19 protein-coding genes are annotated in these 17754 nt (G+C 71.6%); 6 read left to right on the top strand and 13 right to left on the bottom strand.

Annotated features, from left to right (window positions below; all coding sequences use genetic code 11):
• Positions 1-71 precede the first annotated feature (71 nt).
• Genes JOE35_RS02810 through JOE35_RS02800 form a run of 3 tightly spaced genes read left to right on the top strand, consistent with a single transcriptional unit; the run spans position 72 to position 2698 of the window.
• Positions 72-686: a helix-turn-helix domain-containing protein gene (locus tag JOE35_RS02810; RefSeq protein WP_209559764.1), complete on the top strand. Its 615-nt coding sequence runs from the start codon at positions 72-74 to the stop codon at positions 684-686.
• Positions 683-2167, top strand: a complete 1485-nt coding sequence (locus JOE35_RS02805) for an MFS transporter (RefSeq protein WP_209559763.1) — start codon at positions 683-685, stop codon at positions 2165-2167. The genes JOE35_RS02810 and JOE35_RS02805 overlap by 4 nt, the downstream gene beginning before the upstream one ends.
• Positions 2168-2176: 9 nt before the next feature.
• Positions 2177-2698 (top strand): tetratricopeptide repeat protein, encoded by a 522-nt coding sequence (locus JOE35_RS02800; protein WP_245186033.1) that lies wholly within the window; start codon positions 2177-2179, stop codon positions 2696-2698.
• 120 nt (positions 2699-2818) lie between these two features.
• Here the strand turns inward: JOE35_RS02800 and JOE35_RS02795 are convergent, their stop codons facing one another.
• Entirely contained in the window at positions 2819-3103 is a 285-nt protein-coding gene (locus JOE35_RS02795; protein WP_209559762.1) for a hypothetical protein, read from the bottom strand.
• Between the two features lie 26 nt (positions 3104-3129).
• Positions 3130-3345, bottom strand: coding sequence for a hypothetical protein (locus tag JOE35_RS02790; RefSeq protein WP_209559761.1), 216 nt, complete (start codon positions 3343-3345; stop codon positions 3130-3132).
• A gap of 219 nt (positions 3346-3564) precedes the next feature.
• Here JOE35_RS02790 and JOE35_RS02785 point away from each other — a divergent pair, with 219 nt between their 5' ends.
• A complete protein-coding gene (locus JOE35_RS02785; protein WP_209559760.1) occupies positions 3565-4308 on the top strand; it encodes an SDR family oxidoreductase in 744 nt (247 codons plus the stop codon).
• Positions 4309-4319: 11 nt separating this feature from the next.
• Here JOE35_RS02785 and JOE35_RS02780 read toward each other — a convergent pair whose 3' ends face one another.
• Complete coding sequence (locus JOE35_RS02780) at positions 4320-4745, bottom strand: VOC family protein (RefSeq protein ID WP_209559759.1); 426 nt, start codon at positions 4743-4745, stop codon at positions 4320-4322.
• A 109-nt stretch (positions 4746-4854) separates the two neighbouring features.
• On the opposite strand from JOE35_RS02780, the gene JOE35_RS02775 reads away from it, so the two are divergent.
• Both JOE35_RS02775 and JOE35_RS02770 read left to right on the top strand, forming a co-directional pair.
• Positions 4855-5826, top strand: a complete 972-nt coding sequence (locus tag JOE35_RS02775; RefSeq protein WP_209559758.1) for a YafY family protein — start codon at positions 4855-4857, stop codon at positions 5824-5826.
• Between the two features lie 118 nt (positions 5827-5944).
• Positions 5945-6700: a GntR family transcriptional regulator gene (locus JOE35_RS02770; RefSeq protein WP_209559757.1), complete on the top strand. Its 756-nt coding sequence runs from the start codon at positions 5945-5947 to the stop codon at positions 6698-6700.
• A gap of 41 nt (positions 6701-6741) precedes the next feature.
• Here the strand turns inward: JOE35_RS02770 and JOE35_RS02765 are convergent, their stop codons facing one another.
• The 10 genes from JOE35_RS02765 to iolC form a co-directional block, all read right to left on the bottom strand.
• On the bottom strand, positions 6742-7161 hold the full coding sequence (locus JOE35_RS02765) for a tautomerase family protein (protein ID WP_209559756.1): 420 nt from the start codon (positions 7159-7161) through the stop codon (positions 6742-6744).
• Positions 7162-7291: 130 nt separating this feature from the next.
• A complete protein-coding gene (locus tag JOE35_RS02760; protein WP_209559755.1) occupies positions 7292-8410 on the bottom strand; it encodes a transaldolase family protein in 1119 nt (372 codons plus the stop codon).
• A 42-nt stretch (positions 8411-8452) separates the two neighbouring features.
• Positions 8453-9331, bottom strand: coding sequence for a sugar phosphate isomerase/epimerase family protein (locus JOE35_RS02755; RefSeq protein ID WP_209561835.1), 879 nt, complete (start codon positions 9329-9331; stop codon positions 8453-8455).
• 6 nt (positions 9332-9337) lie between these two features.
• Complete coding sequence (locus JOE35_RS02750) at positions 9338-10399, bottom strand: Gfo/Idh/MocA family protein (RefSeq protein WP_209559754.1); 1062 nt, start codon at positions 10397-10399, stop codon at positions 9338-9340.
• 28 nt (positions 10400-10427) lie between these two features.
• On the bottom strand, positions 10428-11396 hold the full coding sequence (locus JOE35_RS02745) for a sugar phosphate isomerase/epimerase (protein ID WP_209559753.1): 969 nt from the start codon (positions 11394-11396) through the stop codon (positions 10428-10430).
• Positions 11397-11443: 47 nt separating this feature from the next.
• Entirely contained in the window at positions 11444-13342 is a 1899-nt protein-coding gene (iolD, locus tag JOE35_RS02740) for a 3D-(3,5/4)-trihydroxycyclohexane-1,2-dione acylhydrolase (decyclizing) (RefSeq protein ID WP_209559752.1), read from the bottom strand.
• Complete coding sequence (gene iolB / locus JOE35_RS02735; protein ID WP_209559751.1) at positions 13339-14265, bottom strand: 5-deoxy-glucuronate isomerase; 927 nt, start codon at positions 14263-14265, stop codon at positions 13339-13341. The genes iolD and iolB overlap by 4 nt, the downstream gene beginning before the upstream one ends.
• Before the next feature lie 75 nt (positions 14266-14340).
• Positions 14341-15882 carry a CoA-acylating methylmalonate-semialdehyde dehydrogenase gene (locus JOE35_RS02730; RefSeq protein WP_209559750.1) on the bottom strand — a complete coding sequence of 514 codons (1542 nt, stop codon included), beginning with the start codon at positions 15880-15882 and terminating at the stop codon, positions 14341-14343.
• Between the two features lie 35 nt (positions 15883-15917).
• Positions 15918-16829, bottom strand: a complete 912-nt coding sequence (locus tag JOE35_RS02725) for a deoxyribose-phosphate aldolase (protein WP_307802908.1) — start codon at positions 16827-16829, stop codon at positions 15918-15920.
• Complete coding sequence (gene iolC, locus JOE35_RS02720) at positions 16822-17748, bottom strand: 5-dehydro-2-deoxygluconokinase (RefSeq protein ID WP_209561833.1); 927 nt, start codon at positions 17746-17748, stop codon at positions 16822-16824. The genes JOE35_RS02725 and iolC overlap by 8 nt, the downstream gene beginning before the upstream one ends.
• Positions 17749-17754: the final 6 nt, after the last annotated feature.

Raw genomic sequence — 17754 nt, 5'->3', positions numbered from 1 at the left:
CCGGGGTGCGTGATCGCCGCCAATCCACAACGCCTCTTGCGCAACACTTCTTGTGCACCTACCGTTGCCCCATGGTCCCCAGCAGCACACCCCGCGACACCACCCGCTCCCTCCTCACCGACGCCGCCTCGATGCGGGTGCTGGCCCACCCGACGCGGCTGCGCCTCCTCGGCATGCTGCGCGAGCGCGGCCCACAGACCGCGGCGCAGCTCGGCGACGTGGTCGACGAGGCGCCGGGCACGGTCAGCTACCACCTGTCCAAGCTGGCGTCGATCGACCTGATCCAGCCGGCCGAGCCGCAGAGCGCCGACCGCCGCGAGCGCTGGTGGCAGGCCACGACGTCGGTCACCTCGTGGGAGCCGGCCGACCTCCTCGACGACCCCGACCAGCTCAGGGCGTCGGCCGCGCTGCAGAGGCAGATCGCGCACACCTACGCCGCGCGCTACGTCGAGTACGTCGACGAGTCGCCGACCCTGCCGCGCGAGTGGGTCGCCGCGGCGGCGTCCGGCGACCGCAGCCTCCGCCTCACCTCCGCCGAGCTGGCCGCCCTGCGCGCCGACCTCGAGTCCGTCGTCGCCCGCTGGCTCGACGCGAGCGCCGCGCACGATCCCGCCGCCGACGACGGGGCCGAGCCGGTCACCGTCGTCTACCAGGCCTACCGCCGCCCAGGAGGCGCGGGCGCGTGACCGAGGACGCGCCCCGCACCGAGACGGCAGCCTCACCCCATCCCGGCGAGCCCGACACCGACACCGCCACAGCCCGACCGACCACCCCGGCCAGCCCGGCCGGCCCGGCCAGCCCGCGCACCCCGACCCGCGCCTCCCGCACCGCCCTCTCGGCCCTCGTCGCCGCCCACGCGATCTCGCAGACGGGCAACGTCGTCACGGCGTTCGCGGTCCCCTTCTACGTCCTCGCACTGGGCGGCTCCGGGGTCGAGATCGGCGTCGCCGCGGCCTTCGCGACCGCGCCGGTGATCATCGGCGGACCGCTCGGCGGAGTCGTCGTCGACCGGGTCGGCCATCGTCGCGCCGCGATCGTGGCGGACGTCGTGAGCGGCGCCTCCGTGCTGGCGATGCCGGTGCTGGCGTCGACCGTCGGCCTGCCGTTCTGGGCGCTGCTGGCGCTCGTCTTCGTCGCTGGTCTGCTCGACACCCCCGGCCAGACCGCGCGTCGCGTGATGCTGCCCGGCCTCACCGAGCGCGCCGGCATCCGCATCGAGCGGAGCGTCGGCCTGCTCGACGGCTCCGAGCGCTTCGCGAAGCTGATCGGGGCGTCGCTGGCCGGCCTGCTCGTCGCCGCCGTCGGGCCGATCCCGTCGCTGTTCGTCAACGCGGCGACCTTCGCCGTCTCGGCGGTGCTGACCTGGACGCTGGTCCCTGGGCCTGATCCGTCCCGTGACGGATCAGCCAGCACGGCGGGCACCCACCCCGCAGCGCCCGCTGGCGAGCGCGCTACGGGGCCCGGCCGCCGCAGTCGCGGCCGCAGCCGCGGCCGCAGCCGCAGCGACAACACCGAGCCGGCCCGCGCCTCCTACTGGCAGGACCTCGCCGAGGGAGCCCGCTTCGTCGTCCGCGACCCCCTGATGCGGCTGATCGTGGCGCTGGTGCTGGTGACGAACCTCCTCGACGCGGCGCGCGGATCGACCCTGCTGCCCCTGTACGCCAGCGACCGACTAGGAGGCGCGGCGAGCCTCGGGCTGCTGGTCGCGACCATGGGCGGCTGCGCCCTGCTCGGCAACGTCGCGTTCGGCTTCGTCGCGCACCGGGTGCCGCGGCGCATCACGTTCGCGCTCTGCTTCGCGCTGGCTGGCGGCCCCTCGAGCCTGGCGTTCGCGCTGGGCGCCCCGCTGCCCGTGCTGGTCGCCGCGACCGCTCTGTCGGGGCTGGCGGCGGGCGCGCTCAACCCGATCCTCGCGACGGTCGAGCTCGAGCGGGTGCCCGAGCACCTGCGCGGCCGCGTGTTCGGCCTCCTCAACGCGGGAGCCTGGGCCGGGGTCCCGTTCGGAGCCCTCCTCGGAGGTGTCGCCGCCGACACCATCGGCCTCGCCGTCGCCTTCGGCATCGTCACGGCGGTCTACGTGGCGGTGACGCTCACACCTCTGGCGGGCGGGTCGTGGCGACTGATGGAGCGCGGGGCGGTCCGCCTCGAGACGGGCCGCACGCCCTAGCCTCGGCGTATGAGCACCGACGACCGGATAAGAACCGACGACCGGATGAGCATCCACGACTGGGAAGTCCGCGTCGCCGCCCTCTGGGCCGACACCGAGATCGACGACGAGCAGCGGATCACGCAGATGGAGGCGCTGGCGGCCGCTGCGCCCCACCCGGCCCTGGGCTCGTTCGAGCTGGGCGGCGCCCACGACTCGGGCGGGCAGGAGGCGGCGGCCGACATCCACTACGCGGCGGCGACCGCAGCGGGTCTCGACACGGCCGACCCGGCTCGGGCCGCGCAGCTGGTGGTGCAGCACGCCTCCACCCTTCGCAACCTCGGCCGGCTCGACGAGGCGATCGCGATGTTGCGTGACGCCCCCGAGCACCCCGCCACCGGGGCCGCGCCGAGGGTGTTCCTCGCGTTCGCGCTGCACAGCGCCGGCCGCGCGGACGAGGCGCTCAGGGTCGCGATCGAGGCGCTCGAGCCGACCCTGCCGCGGTACCACCGCTCGGTGAAGGCGTACGCGGCGGCCCTGACCGAGCAGTGACGGCCGCGCGGGCCGCGTCCACGCCCGAGCGCCCGCGCGCAGGCCCGGCGCATCACGTTCCGTGCATCACTTCGAGTTACAGCGAGACGCGATGCTCGGAACACGATGCGACAGGGTGCATCACTCGCGCGGAACGTCCCCTGCGCCCGGCTGGTCGTCGAGAAGGTCAGCATTCGCGTAGGCCAGCTCGCGCAGGTACGACGCGAGTGCCTGCAGCGCGAGCGAGTTGACGACGGCGAGCGCGCTCCCCGCCAGGAACCACCACTGCCCAGACACGATCGCGGCGATGCCGAACCCCAGAGCCAGCAGCCACGAGACCTTCCCCGCGGTGTCCGCGAGCTCACGCGGGATCATGCCCCAGACCTTCTGGTCCTCGAGGACGGCGACGTGGACGGGCTCGTGCATGGAGTGACCCTAGCGGCGATCGGCCGCTAGACCACGCCTCGCGGCGGCAGCTGGTCGTGGACGCCCCAGAGAGAGTTCCGCACGGCGCGCGCCGCGTCCACGTCGCCGGGCAGTCGACTCGAGAACTCCCAGTCGGGCACCTCCTGGATCGCCGCCATCACACAGCCCGAGATCATGTCGAACTCGGCCCGCGACAGCGTCAGGTGCACCTCCTCGGGATCGTCAGACTTCGTCAGTTCCATCGCGGAGCCCTTCATGTATCGGTCGCGTCCGGCATCAGCATGCCCTCCGGCCGGCGAAGTACGCCACACCGTCGAGGCATCCTCAGCGAACGCGACGGTTCGGTCGCTACTCTCGTGGCACGGCAACACCCGTCGCTCAACGCGACACCTGCCGAGACACGCAGAGCACAGACGCTCGCGAACCCGCACCACGCACACCCGATGGCAAAGGAGCCACTCATGGACAGACTGACCAGCAAGATCGCCCTCATCAGCGGAGGCGCGCGAGGCATGGGCGCCTCGCACGCCCGTGCGATCGTGGCCGAGGGAGGCAAGGTCGTCATCGGCGACCTGCTCGACGACGAGGGCCGCGCCCTGGCAGACGAGCTCGGCGACGCCGCGCGCTACGTGCACCTCGACGTGACCTCGCCTGGCGACTGGGAGGCGGCCGTCGCCACCGCCGTCAGCGAGTTCGGCGGCCTCAACGTGCTCGTGAACAACGCCGGCATCGTCAACTTCGGCCGCCTCGGCACGTACACGCTCGACCAGTGGAACCTCATCCTCGGCATCAACGTCACGGGAGCCTTCATCGGCATCACCGCGGCGAAGGAGGCGCTGGTCGCGTCCGCCCCGTCGAGCATCGTCAACATCTCCTCCACCGCAGGGCTGCAGGGCACCACGGCGCTGCACGGCTACGTGGCCTCGAAGTTCGCCCTCCGCGGGCTCACCAAGTCGGTCGCGCTCGAGCTCGGCTCGGCGAACGTCCGCTCGAACTCCGTGCACCCCGGCGTCATCCGCACCCCGATGACCGACGGCCTCGAGCTCGGCGACCAGCTCGGCGCCCTGCACCGCATCGGTGAGCCCCAGGAGGTGTCGAACCTCGTCGTCTACCTGGCCAGCGACGAGTCCAGCTTCCAGACCGGAGCCGAGTTCGTGATCGACGGCGGCGAGCTCGCGGGCGAGAGCGACAGCGTCAGCGAGTAGCCCGCCTCCCGTCAGGCCCCCAGCTGCGGAGCCCGGACGTCGAGCGCCCACACGACCCCGAACCGGTCGCGGAGCTGCCCCGCCAACGGCGACCACGCGGAGGCGCCCAGCGGCTGCCTGATCTCGGCCCCGTCGACGAGCCCCTCCCACACCGCCGTGATCTCGGCCGCGTCGTCGCCGCTGAGGTAGACGTAGGACGAGTTCGTCCCCTGGTCGTACTCCTGGTGCGGCCAGACGTCGAACGCCATGACCCGGACTCCGCTCGAAGTCTCGACCTGCCCCCAGACGATGCGGTCCGCCCACGCCGGGTCGTCGGAGGCGCCCATCTGTCCGTAGGTCATGGCGGTCGCCTCGGTGCCGAGTGCGGCGGCCCAGAAGTCGAGAGCCTGGCGGGCGTCGCCGTCGAAGTTGAGGTGCGGGGTGGTCGAGATGGTCATGTCTGTCTCCTCGTCGTCGCGCGGTCCTCGGTGGTGAGTCCTGCGTCGAAGGCGACTCTCCACCCCGATGCGGTCAGATCGTGACCGCATCCGGTGCGACCATCAGAACGTGACCAGCCCCTCCTCGCGGATCCTCACGCTCCTCTCGCTGCTGCAGGCGCGACAGGAGAGCTCGGCGACGTTCCTGGCAGAGCGGCTCGGCGTGAGCCCCCGCACGGTCCGCCGCGACGTCGAGCGCCTGCGCGAGCTGGGCTACACGGTGGCGACCCTGCGGGGGCCGGCCGGCGGCTACCGCTTGTCGGCGGGGGCCGAGCTGCCGCCCCTGCTCTTCGACGACGACCAGGCCGTGGCCGTCGCGCTCGCCCTCGCGGTGGCGCCCGCCTCCGGCACCGCCATCGGCGAGGCGGCGGCTCGTGCACTCGGCACCGTGCGGCAGGTGATGCCGTCTCGGCTGCGGCACCGGATGGACTCGATCGAGGTCCTCAGCACGCCGTCGTCGGTGGTCGTCGACCCGGAGGTGCTGGTCGCGGTGATCGAGGCGACCACCGCCCACGAGGTGCTGCGCTTCGACTACGCGCCCGCCTGGGGAGAGGCTGAGGTCCGCCCGCCGCTCTCGGTCGAGCCGCACGCCGTCGTCACGAGCAACGGCCGGTGGTACCTCCTGGCATGGGCGCCCGCCGCGGCCGACTGGCGCACCTACCGCGTCGACAGGATGCACCCGCGGTCGGCCACGCGCCGGTCGTTCAGCCGGCGCCCCGTGCCCGGGGACGACCTGGTCGCCTTCGTCGCGGCGCGGTTCCGGGGGTCGACCGACGCCTCCTGGCCCTGCGTCGGCACGGCACTGCTCGACCTCCCCGCTCGCGAGGTCGTGCCCTACGTCGACGCCGACGCGCTCGTCGAGCAGCAGGACGACGGCCGCACGAGGCTCACGACGGGCTCGTGGTCGTGGCGTGCCCTCGCGGCCCGGTTCGCCGGGTTCGACGCGGACCTGACGCTCGAGGGGCCGCCGGCTCTCGTCGAGGCAGGGCAGGAGCTGGCACGGCGGCTGCGCGACTCGCGAGGCCCGGGTCGTCAGCCGTGATCGTCACCCCGTGGCGGCGCGGCTCGGCCGCCCGAAGCGGGCCCGCCCGGCCAGTCCGCCCGCACGGCGAAGATCGACCCGTAGGGTTGTCACGACATGACCTGGGGCGGTGCAGCAGATGACAGACACGACTCTTCCCGACGACCTCTTCGCTGACCTGGACAGAGGCGGCCCGGTGCCTCTCTGGTACCAGATCTCCACTCGCCTCGAGGCCTCGATCCTGAGCGGTCAGCTGCCCGCCGGTGCGCGGCTCGAGAACGAGGTCGGGCTCGGCGAGAGGCTCGGCCTGTCTCGCCCGACCATCCGCCGGGCCATCCAGGAGCTCGTCGACAAGGGCCTCGTCGTCCGTCGACGGGGCATCGGGACGCAGGTGGTGCACGGGCCGGTCACGCGCAACGTCGAGCTGACGAGCTTGTTCGAGGACCTCGCCCAGACCGGTCAGTCACCGACGACACGCCTCCTCACGCACGACATCACCCCCGCGGACGAGAAGACGGCGACCGCACTGGGCGTCGAGACAGGTGCTCAGGTGAGCCACGTCCGCCGACTCCGCCTGGCAGACGACGTGCCCGTCGCGATCCTCGAGAACTACCTGCCCCTCGACCTCGCGCCGTTCTCCGACGCCGATCTCGCGGCCCGTGGCCTCTATCAGCTCCTTCGCTCCCACGGCGTGACGATGCGGGTCGCGAAGCAGAACATCGGCGCCCGGGCCGCCCACGGGGACGAGGCCCAGCTGCTGGAGATCGAGCCCCGGGGCGCCGTGCTGACGATGACCCGCACCGCCTACGACGCCTCGGGCCGAGCCGTCGAGGTCGGGCACCACTGCTATCGGCCCGACCTCTACTCGTTCTCGATCACCCTCGTCGACAAGTAGCGTCCGAGGCCGCATCGACAGCGTCCGGGGCCGGGTCTCGGTCAGCCGAGGTCGGGGGCCGCGGCGGGGACCTTCAGCTCGCCGTTCATGTACTGGGCGACGCCGAAGCCGAACGACCAGTCTTGCGGCCCGTTCTCGACATAGCCGATGAAGACGTCCTCGCCCGCCACGCCGGCCGCCTCGAGCCCGGCGGCGATGCGCGCGTAGAGGGCCTGCTTCGTCTCGTCGCTGCGGCCGCGCTGGGTGAAGATCTGGATCATCACGACGCTGCCGGTGCGCTCGAAGCCGAGCCCCGCGTCCTCGGCGACGATGCGCCCCGCGGGCAGCTCGTTGACGACCTGGAAGCGGTCTCGGACCGGGATGCCGTACACCTCGACGATCGCCTCGTGGATCGCGTCGGCGATCGCGGTGATCTGCTCGGGGGTGCGGCCGGTCATCAGGTCGATGCGGACGAGGGGCATGTGGGGTTCCTTACCGTCGGTCAAATGTAAGGACATACTAACAAAAATCGAACCAAGGTGCCAGGCCCGACACGAGGAGGCGCGGTGCCCGTCCACGGACACCGCGCCTCCTTCGCCCCCCAGCCGCAGATCAGATCGCGGGCACGATCACGTCGCGGACGAGGGCGTCGAGCTGGGCGTCCGCCTCCAGGAACTGACGGAGGGTCCGCACGGTCGCGCCGAAGCGCTCGAACTCGTCGAGGCTCATGCCGTCGACGTCGTAGGCGCGGTGCCACTCCTCGGGGATCCCCGCGGCCAACGACTCGAGCACCCGGGGGTCGACGGGGACGTCGATGCGGTTCTCGACGGGCAGCGCGGCGGCGTTGATGTCGACCTGCCACGGGAACGGAGGCGACACCACGAGGTCTCCGCCGACGAGCTCGGACCACTGCAGGTGGTTCCTGAACGCGGCCGACAGGACTCGCGAGCGATAGCCGCGGGCGACGAACTCGTGGTGCGCCTTCTTGAGGGCCGCGACGCCTGCCCACTCGAGGTGGCCGGGGTCGATCATGACGTGGTCGCGCTTGACGACCGCCTTCAGCCAGTCGTCGAGGCGGCCTCCCATGATGGTGACGACCGAGCCGAACTCGTGGTTCTCGATGCCCTCCGCGGTGCGGCGGTCGAGGCCGCGCTCGATGGCAGCTCCGACGGCGACGGCCTGGGCGACCGTGAACGAGACCGTCGCGTTGATGCTGACGCCACGGTAGGTGGCTTCCTCCATCGCCTCGATGCCGGTCTTGGTGGCCGGGATCTTCACGATGATGTTCTTCGCCAGCGACGAGAAGTGCACGGCCTGCTCGACGAGCGCGGCGGCGTCTCGGTGCAGGCGAGGGTCGGTCTGCATCGACAGGCGTCCGTTGCGGCCGCCCGAGGCCTCGAACTCGGCCTCGAGCAGGGCGGCGGCCTCGATGCTCAGCTGCTCGACGGCGAGCCAGCCGATCTCGGACTCGCCCGCGGTGGGGTTGGCGTCGGCGATCTCGCGGAGGCGGGGAGCCCAGGTGTCGAGGTCGTTCTTGATGACCGTGTAGGCGATGACCGGGTTGCAGGTCGCGCCCACCGCCCCGAACTCGATGGAGGCGGCCAGCTCGGTGAGGTCGGCCGAGTCGTTCCAGAGACTGGTGGGGGTGTCCTGCACCGCACGGAGCAGGGTCGGCCGCTCGTCGGTCGGGGTCGGGGTCGTGGTCGTGGTCGGGTCGGTCTGAGTTGTCATCGTTCTTCTCCGGAGGGGTCGGTCGTCGCAGGGCGACGACGCTCAGTGACGGGGCGCGGAGGCGATCCGGGACAAGATCTGCTCTCGCTGGTAGCGGCTCACGGCATCGACGTCCTCGTCCTCGGCGAAGACGCTCGAGACGGCGACGGTGTCGTCGCGGTCGAGGAACCCGAGCTTGCCGAGACCGCCGAAGAAGCCGTCCCAGTCGACGTCGCCGTCGCCGATCCTGAGGTGCTGGTGCACGCGGGCGGCGTTGCCGGGCGGGTTCGTGATGTAGCGCAGGCCGTGCGACCGGTGGTGGTCGAAGGTGTCGGCGATGTGGACGAGCCCGAGCGACTGACCTGCGGCCGCCATGATCTCGGCCGTGTTGCCGCCGTAGTGGAACGTGTGGCAGGCCACGTAGGCGAGGCCGACGTGGGAGGAATTCAGCCCGCGGATGACGCGGAGCGCCTCGAGGCCGTCCTCGACGAAGTCGTCGGGGTGCGGGTCGATGAAGACCTGGATCCCCTCGCGCTCGATGATCGGGAGCAGCTCCTCCATCGACCAGTAGAACTGTCGCTCCGACTCTTCCTGCAGCTCGGGGCGTCCGCTGAACTCGGTGTTGACGACGCCGACGCCGAGTCGCGCGGTGATCTCGAGGACGCGCTTCCACTGCTTGACCGCCGCTCGGCGCGACTCCTCGTCGGGTCCTGACCAACGGAGCACGGGCAGCACCGACGCGATCTGCACGTCGGCGTCGCGGCAGGCGGCCGCGAAGGCGTCGACCAGGTCGTCGTCGGCCTTCGGGTGCCGGAAGAAGGGGATGAAGTCGGCGTGCGGCGTCAGCTGCAGGTGGTCGTAGCCCAGCTCGCGGACCTTCGCCGGGATCTCGAGCAGCGAGTGGCTGTGGTGCAGCGGCGTCGGATCGAGAGCGATCTTCACCATCGGTCACGCCTCCGTCGGGACGGCGTCGACGCGGGCGTCCAGGTCGTAGAAGGCCGGCTTGGCCATCGCGTAGTCGACCTCGACACGGCGACCGGTCTTCTGGGCCTCCACGCCTGCGGTCGCGACCACGCTGGCGAGGTAGCCGTCCCAGGCGCTCGGGCCGTCGATCGTGCCTCGGCGGGCCGCGTCGACCCACCGCTGCACCTGCGTGTCGTAGGCGGCGCCGAAGCGCTCCTTGAAGGTCGGCGAGACTGCGTGCCCGGTGCGGCCGGCGTTCGTCAGCTGCAGGCCCGACTCACGACCGATCGAGGCGACGCCGCTCTCGAACACGGCGTCGGTCGTGACCTGGTAGCCGAACTGGATGTTGACGTTGATCTCGACGACGGCCAGAGTGCCCGACGCGGTCTCGAGGAGGACGAACTGCGGGTCGCGGAGCCCGTCGGGCGCCAGCGAGTTGCGGCGGGGCTTCTTGACCTCGACGGCGACGATCGGCTCGCCGGCGATGAAGGGGACGGCGTCGATCTCGTGGATGACGGAGTCGAGGATCAGCATCTCCTCCGAGTAGCTCGGCGGGGTCGTCGCGTTGCGGTGGGCGCAGTGCAGGGCGAGCAGGGCTCCGTTGTCGCCGGAGGCGACGAGGGCGCGGAGGTCCTGGTAGCCCTGGTCGAAGCGGCGCATGAACCCGACCTGGATGTGGGGCCGGTCGAGCGCCTGCTCCGCCTCGAGGACGCGCAACGAGGCCGCCTCGTCGGTCGTGAGGGGCTTCTCGCAGAGGATCGCGAGTCCCCGCTCGAGGGCGGGCATCAGCACGGCCTCGTGGAGGAAGCCGGGCGTCGCGATTATGACCGCGTCGATCTCGGTCGTGGCGAGGGCCTCCTCGAAGTCGGCGGCCGTGACGGCGCCCGGCGCGGTCGCCGCGGCGGCGGTCGCTCGTGCGGTGTCGGGGTCGACGACGGCGACGACCGTGGCGCCGCTGATGGTCGAGGTGATGCGGGCGACGTGGTCGGCGCCCATCATGCCGGCGCCGACGACGGCGACGCGGAGGTCCTGGGAGGTGGAGGTCATGGCAGTTCTCTCTTCGGGGGCGGTGTCGTCAGACGAGGCGGGCGCGGGGCGAGCAGCTGAAGATGTGCTCGCGGGTGCGGGTGGCGATGCCGAGGGGCAGGTCGATCGACTCCACCGGGAACATGTCCTGCTCGACGATGGCGAAGATGTCGGGGTCGATCCGGCTCACGGCCTCGAGCACGGGCGCCAGCTCGGGCACTCCCTTCGGCGGCTCGACCATCACGCCCATCGCGACGGCGTCGCCGAAGGGCACGTCGTTCTTCAAGACGGTGAAGCGGAGATCGGAGTCGACCTGCTTGAGGTGCAGGTAGCCGATCCGGTCGGGGTGGGCCTCGATGAGGCGGACGTTGTCTCCGCCGTAGTAGGCGAAGTGGCCGGTGTCGAGGCAGAGGTTCGTGTAGCGGGAGTCGGTCTCGGCAAGGAACCGCTCGGTCTCCTGGTAGGTCCCCACGTGGCTGTCGGCGTGGGTGTGGAACTGCTGCTTGACCCCGAACTCCTCGAGCAGCGCCTTGCCGAGCTTGTCGTGTCCGGCGCCGAGCGCCGACCACTGGTCGTCGGTGAGGGTGCGGGCCTCGAGGACCTCGGTGGTGGCGTCGCTGCGCCAGAGGTCGGGGATGACGACCAGGTGCTCGGCGCCGAGCGCCGAGGCCAGCCCCGCGACGGCGAGCGCCTGGTCCCAGGCGCGCTGCCACTGGTCGTCGCCCTTGTGGAAGCCGGTGAAGACGGTCCCGGCCGACAGCAGCAGGTCGCGCTTGCCGAGTTCGTCCTCGAGCTGGTGGGGGTCGGTGGGGAGGTAGCCGTAGGGGCCCAGCTCGATCCACCGGTACCCGGCCTGCTGCACCTCGTCGAGGAACCGCGGCCACGGGATCTGGCTGGGGTGCTCGGGGAACCACACCCCCCACGAGTCGGGGGCGGTGCCGATGCGCAGCCCGCGGTCGTTCGACGCGGAGGAGGTCTCGACGGGTGTGGCGTCGGGATCGGTGACGGTGTCGGTCATGGCGGCAGTGCCTTTCGTGAGCGTGTCGTGAGGTCGAGGTGAGGGAGTCAGCCGAGGAGCGGGCGCTGGGACGACCGGTGCTCGCGGTAGTCGGCGAGCGCCTCCTCGGTCGCCTCGAGGGTGGAGACCTGGGCGACGGGGACGTCCCACCAGCCCTCGCCGTCGGGGGCGTAGACGAGCGGGTCGCTGTTGATGTGGATGAGGGTGCTCGTCGGCGACGCCTTAGCCGTGGCGAGCGCGGCGGTGAGGTCGGCGACGGAGTTCTCGGTGGGCTCGACCTCGATGACGTCGACCCCGTAGCTGCGGGCGTTCATCGCCAGGTCGACCGGGAGGACCTCTGTGCCCTGGAAGTCGAGGGCGTCGGGGTCGAGCTTGCGGTAGAGGGTGCCGAAGCGGTCGGCGCCGACCGTCTCTGACAGGTGCCCGATCGAGGCGTAGCCGTGGTTCTGGACGAGCACGACGATGATCTTGATGCCCTCGGCGACGGCGGTGACGAGCTCGGTGTGGAGCATGAGGTACGAGCCGTCGCCGATCATCACGATCACGTCGCGGTCGGGTGCGCCCCGCTTGACGCCGAGGCCGCCGGCGATCTCGTAGCCCATGCACGAGAACGCGTACTCGACGTGGTAGCCGAGCGGGTCGCGGACGCGCCAGAGCTTGTGCAGGTCGCCGGGGAGCGACCCGGCTGCCTGGACGACGACGTCGGTGGGGTCGCTGGCCGCCTGGACGGCGCCGATGATCTCCGGCTGACCGGGCAGGGCGAGCCCGGACGGCAGGAACGCCTCGTCGACCAGGTCGTCCCACGCGGCCTTCTCGGCGGCGACGCGTGTCGAGTGCTCGTCGGGGACCGTGTACTCGGCGAGTGCTGCGCCGAAGGCGTCGAGCGCCTCGCGGGCGTCGGCCACGACGGGCAGCTGCGAGCCGTGCTTGTAGGCGTCGAAGGAGGCGATGTTGACGTTCACGAACTGCACGCCCTCGCCCTGGAAGGCAGTGCGGGAGGCGGTGGTGAAGTCGCTGTACCGGGTGCCGATGCCGATGACGACGTCCGCCTCGGCGGCGATGCGGTTCGCGGCGGTCGTGCCGGTGGCGCCGATGCCGCCGAGGTACTGGGGGTGGTCCCAGACGAGTGATCCGCCGCCGGCCTGCGTGGTCCCGACGGGGATCCCCGTCGTGCGGGCGAAGGCGTCGAGCTGCTGCTCGGCACCCGAGTAGAGCACTCCCCCGCCGGCGACGATGACGGGACGCTTCGCGGAGCGGATGGCGGCGACGGCCCGCTCGAGCGGCGATCGCTCGGGGACGGGACGGCGGATGTGCCACTCCCGTGGCTGCAGGAACTCCTCGGGGACGTCGAGCCACTCGGCCTGGACGTCCTCGGGGAGGGCGATCGTGACGGCACCGGTCTCGGCAGGGTCGGTCAGCACCCTCATGGCGGCGAGGGCGATCGAGAAGAGCTGCTCCGGCCGGTCGACCCGGTCGAAGAAGCGCGACAGCGGCCGGAACGCGTCGGTGACCTGCAGCGAGGTGTCGTGCGGCATCTCGATCTGCTGCAGCACGGGGTCGCTGACCCGTGTCGCGAAGGTGTCGCTCGGCAGCAGCAGCGCAGGCAGGCGGTTGGTCGTCGCCAGGGCGGCTGCGGTCAGCATGTTGGCGGCCCCGGGGCCGACGGAGGCGGTGCTCGCGTAGGTGGCGCGCCTCCGGTGCATCCGGGCGTAGCCGACGGCCTCGTGGACCATGGCCTGTTCGTTGCGCGCCTGCAGGTAGGGCATCAGGCCGGGGCGGTCGACGTGGTACTGCTTCAGGGCCTGGCCGACGCCGGCGACGTTGCCGTGGCCGAAGATGCCGAACATGCCGGGGATCGTGCGTTCACGCACGTCGCCGTCGACTGTCCACTGGTTGGCGAGGAACTCGACCAGTGCCTGGCCGACGGTGAGTCGCTTCGTCGTCACGGGCGGGGTCCTTTCGGTGCTGCTGAGGGGAGGTAGGGGAGGCGCGGGTCTGGGTCCTGCGACTCCCACTGGGTGCGCACCCAGCCGTGGGCCGGGTCGTCGGTGATGAGCCAGGCCCGCTCGGGGTCGGGGCCGGCCATGACGTTGAGGTAGTAGAGGTCGTACCCGGGGGCGGCGACGGCCGGGCCGTGGTAGCCGAAGGGCACGAGGGCGACGTCGCCGGTGCGCACGCGCCGGTCCACGTCGATCTGCCCGGCAGGTGAGCCGTAGGTCGCGAACATGCCGAACGGGTCGGCCTGCTCGGGGGCCTCGAGGCCCCGGCTGACGGCGGACTCGAAGTAGTAGATCTCCTCGAGCCGGGACTCCGTCCCCGGCACCGACTCGTCGTGCTTGTGCGGCGGGTACGACGACCAGTTCTCGGCCGGCGTCACCACCTCGCAGACGATCAGCTTCTGGGCGTGCAGCCCCGCCGGCGTGCCGAAGTTGTGCACCTGCCGGGTGGAGCGACCTGCACCCCGGATCTCGACGGGGATGTCGGCGGCGCGCAGCACCTGCACGTCGAGCACCTGGTCGGCGGGCGCCTCGGCGACCGCGACGCGACCCGACCCGGTGACCCGCGCCTCCGTGTGGACGCCCAGGTACACGACGTCGGCAGGGCCGTCGAAGACCGACGGTCGCCCTGCGAGCTCGACCGTGCCCGAGCCGCCGCGGCCGTCGCTCCACTCGACGACGACGTCGCCCGAGAGCGGCACGACCATGCGCTCGACCTGCCGTGCCGGGAGGCGGAGCTCGGCACCGCCGACCAGCTCGCCGATGCGGAGGCCGGTGTGCTGCCAGCCGTCGACCTCGCCGTCGACGACGGTCTGCCAGCCGCCTCGTGCCAGGCCCCCTCGCGGGAAGAACCAGCGTGTGTCGTCGTTCATGTCGTCCACCTCATCATCGAGTGCCGCGGCCGTGGGGTCGCGGGCGTGCAGCCTGGGGAGAAGCCTGCCGGTCGGTCAGTTCTGGGGGAACCCCAGGTCGACGCCGCCGTGGCTGGGGTCGAGCCAGCGCGACGTGATCGCCTTCTCGCGGGTGAAGAACTCGAAGCCCTGCATGCCGTAGGCCTTGTCCGACCCGAAGATGCTGTCCTTGAAGCCGCCGAACGAGTAGTAGGCGACAGGCACGGGGATGGGCACGTTGATGCCGATCATCCCGACCTCGATCTCGGCCTGGAAGCGCCGCGCCGCACCTCCGTCGTTGGTGAAGATCGCGGTGCCGTTGCCGTACGCGCCAGCGTTGATTAGCGCGACGCCGTCCTCGTAGGAGGCGACCCTCACGACCGAGAGCACGGGCCCGAAGATCTCCTCCGTGTAGACGCGGCTGGTCAGCGGCACCTTGTCGATCAGGGTGGGGCCGAGCCAGAAGCCGTCGGCCTCGCCGTCGACCTCGACCCCGCGGCCGTCGACGACGACGTCGGCGCCGTCCTCGAGGGCGATGTCGATGTAGCTGGCGACCTTGTCGCGGTGCTGCTCGGTGACGAGCGGGCCCATGTCGCAGCTGCGGCGCCCGTCGCCGACCGTGAGGCCCGACATGCGGGCGGTGATCTTCTCGATCAGCTCGTCGACCACCGGCTCCACCGCGACGACGACGCTGATCGCCATGCAGCGCTCGCCGGCCGACCCGAAGCCGGCGTTGATCGCGCTGTCGGCGACGAGGTCGAGGTCGGCGTCGGGCAGCACGAGCATGTGGTTCTTGGCGCCGCCGAGCGCCTGGACGCGCTTGCCGTGCTTGGCCGCGGTCTCGTAGATGTACTGCGCGATCGGGGTCGAGCCGACGAACGAGATGCTCTTGACCTCGGGGTGGGTGAGCAGGCCGTCGACGGCCTCCTTGTCGCCGTGGAGGACGTTGAAGACGCCCTCGGGCAGGCCGGCCTCGGCGAAGAGGCGAGCGAGGAACATCGCGCTGGACGGGTCCTTCTCGCTGGGCTTGAGGACGACGGTGTTGCCGACCGCGATCGCGATCGGGAAGAACCACATCGGCACCATCGCAGGGAAGTTGAACGGGCTGATGATGCCGACGACGCCGAGCGGCGCCTTCGTCGAGTAGACGTCGACCCCGGTCGAGACCTGCTGGGAGAACTCGCCCTTGATGAGGTGCGGGAACCCCGTCGCCAGCTCGACGACCTCGAGGCCGCGGGTGATCTCGCCGAGGGCGTCGCTGAGCACCTTGCCGTGCTCGGACGTGAGGATCTCGGCGAGCTCCCCCTTGCGCTCGTTGAGCAGCTCGCGGAAGCGGAACATGATCTGCTGCCGCTTCGTGATCGACAGGTCACGCCAGGCGGGGAACGCCCTGGCGGCGGAGGCGACGGCCGCGTCGATCTCGGACTGGTCGGCGAGCGAGACGTCCTTCGTGACGACGCCGAGGGCGGGGTCGTACACGGGGGCGGTGCGGCCGCTCGTGCCGGGCACCTCGGCGTTGTCGATCCAGTGCGCGACGAGGGGGCGGCCGTCGGCGGCGACGGTGCCCTCGGCAGACGTGGTGGGGCTGGTGGTGGTCATGGTGGTTCCGTTCCGTATCTCGAGAGGAGGCGCGGTCAGCGTCGGGCGGGCACGGTGGCGTGCACGAGCCCGGCGGCCACGTCGACCGCCGCGGCGACGTCGCCGTCGGCGGGGTAGAGCAGGGTGCGGCCGACGACGAGGCCGCGGACGCCGGGGAGGGCGAGCGCGTCGCCCCAGCGGGCGTACGTCTCGTCGGGGTGGCCGGTCGGGTCGCCCCCGAGCAGGAGGGTCGGCAGCGTCGTCGACGCCATCACCCGCTCCATCTCGTCGACGACGGGCAGCTTGAGCCAGCTGTAGGCCGACGACTCCCCGAGGCCGGAGGCGACGGCCACCGACTTGATGACGGCATCGGCGGTGAGGTCGTTGACCACCCGGCCGTCGCGCCACTCGCTCATGAAGGGCTCGAGCATGATCGGGAGGCGCAGCCTCGCCGACTCCGTCACGGCGCGGGCGGTCGCCTCGAGGGTCGCCGCGGTGCCTGCGTCGTCGAGGGCGATGCGGACGAGGAGCTTCGCGAAGTCGAACTGGGACTCGGCGATCGAGGCAGCGGAGTAGGCGGTGAACCGGTCGTCCATCTCGAAGACGGCGCCCTGCAGCCCACCCCGGTTCATGCTGCCCACGACGACCTTGCCCTCGAGAGCCCCCAGGAGCGCGAGGTCCTCGAGGATGTCCGGGGTCCCGAGGACCCCGTCCACGCCGGGCCGCCCGAGGGCGACGACCAGGCGCCGGAGCAGGTCGTATCGGTCCGCCATCGCAATGGCGTCGTCGCGGACGCCGAGGGCGCCACGGGCGGGGTGGTCGGCGGCGATGATGAACAGTCGTCCGTCGGGCTGCAACGGTGCCGGGCCCCTCCGCGCCGCGAGGGTCTTCGCGATGCGCTCGGGCTCGGTGGCCCGCACGGTACGGAGCTCGTCGAAGTCGATGTCGCGGGCTGTGAGGTCAGACACGGTGCGCCTCCTCGAGGACGGCCTCGACCTCGGCGGTCGTGGGCATGGCGGTGGAGCACTCGAAGCGGGTGGCGACGATGCCGCCGGCCGCGTTCGCGAAGCGGAGGGTGCGGTCGAGCGACCAGCCCTCGAGCAGGCCGTGGCAGAGGGCGCCGCCGAAGCCGTCGCCCGAGCCGAGCCCGTTGATGACCTCGACCAGGTGCGCGGGCACCTCGACGCGCTCGTCGCGGGTCTTGGCCAGCACGCCCCTCGGGCCCTGCTTCACGACGGCGATCTCGACGCCGCGCTCGAGCAGCGCGTCGGCGGCCCGGTCGGGGTCGGTCTCGCCGACGGCGACCTCGCACTCCTCGCGGTTGCCGACGGCGACCGTGACGTGCTCGAGCGCCCGCTCGACCTCGCGGTGGGCGACCTCGGGGCTGCTCCAGAACATCGGCCGGTAGTCCAGGTCGAGGATCGTGAGAGGCCGACGCGCCCGGGTCTGCCACGCCACGTGGTGCGCCTGGCGGCTCGGCTCCTCGCTGAGGCCGGTGACGGTAGTCCAGAACACACCGGCCTGCTCGATGGCTGCGAGGTCGAGCTTGCCCGCGCTGATCATCAGGTCGGGAGCCTTGGGCTGGCGGTAGAAGTAGAGCGGGAAGTCGTCGGGCGGGAAGATCTCGCAGAACGTGACGGGCGTGGGGAGGCCCTCCACCGTCGAGATCAACCGGGTAGAGACGCCGAGCCGCTCGAGCTCCTGCACGGCGTAGCGGCCGAACGGGTCGTTGCCGGTCCGCGTCAGGACAGCTGATCGGCGCCCGTACCGCGCGGCGGCGATGGCCACGTTCGTGGCGCTGCCGCCGACCGACTTGCTGAACGTCTCGACCTGCTCGAGCGGGACCCCGGACTGCTGCGGGTAGATGTCGACGCCGATCCGCCCCATGGTGAG

Origin of the sequence: Frigoribacterium sp. PvP032 (assembly GCF_017833035.1) — a bacterium.
GTDB lineage: Bacteria > Actinomycetota > Actinomycetes > Actinomycetales > Microbacteriaceae > Frigoribacterium.
Note: the sequence above shows the minus strand (reverse complement) of the source record. Positions and strands in the feature narration are given on the sequence as shown.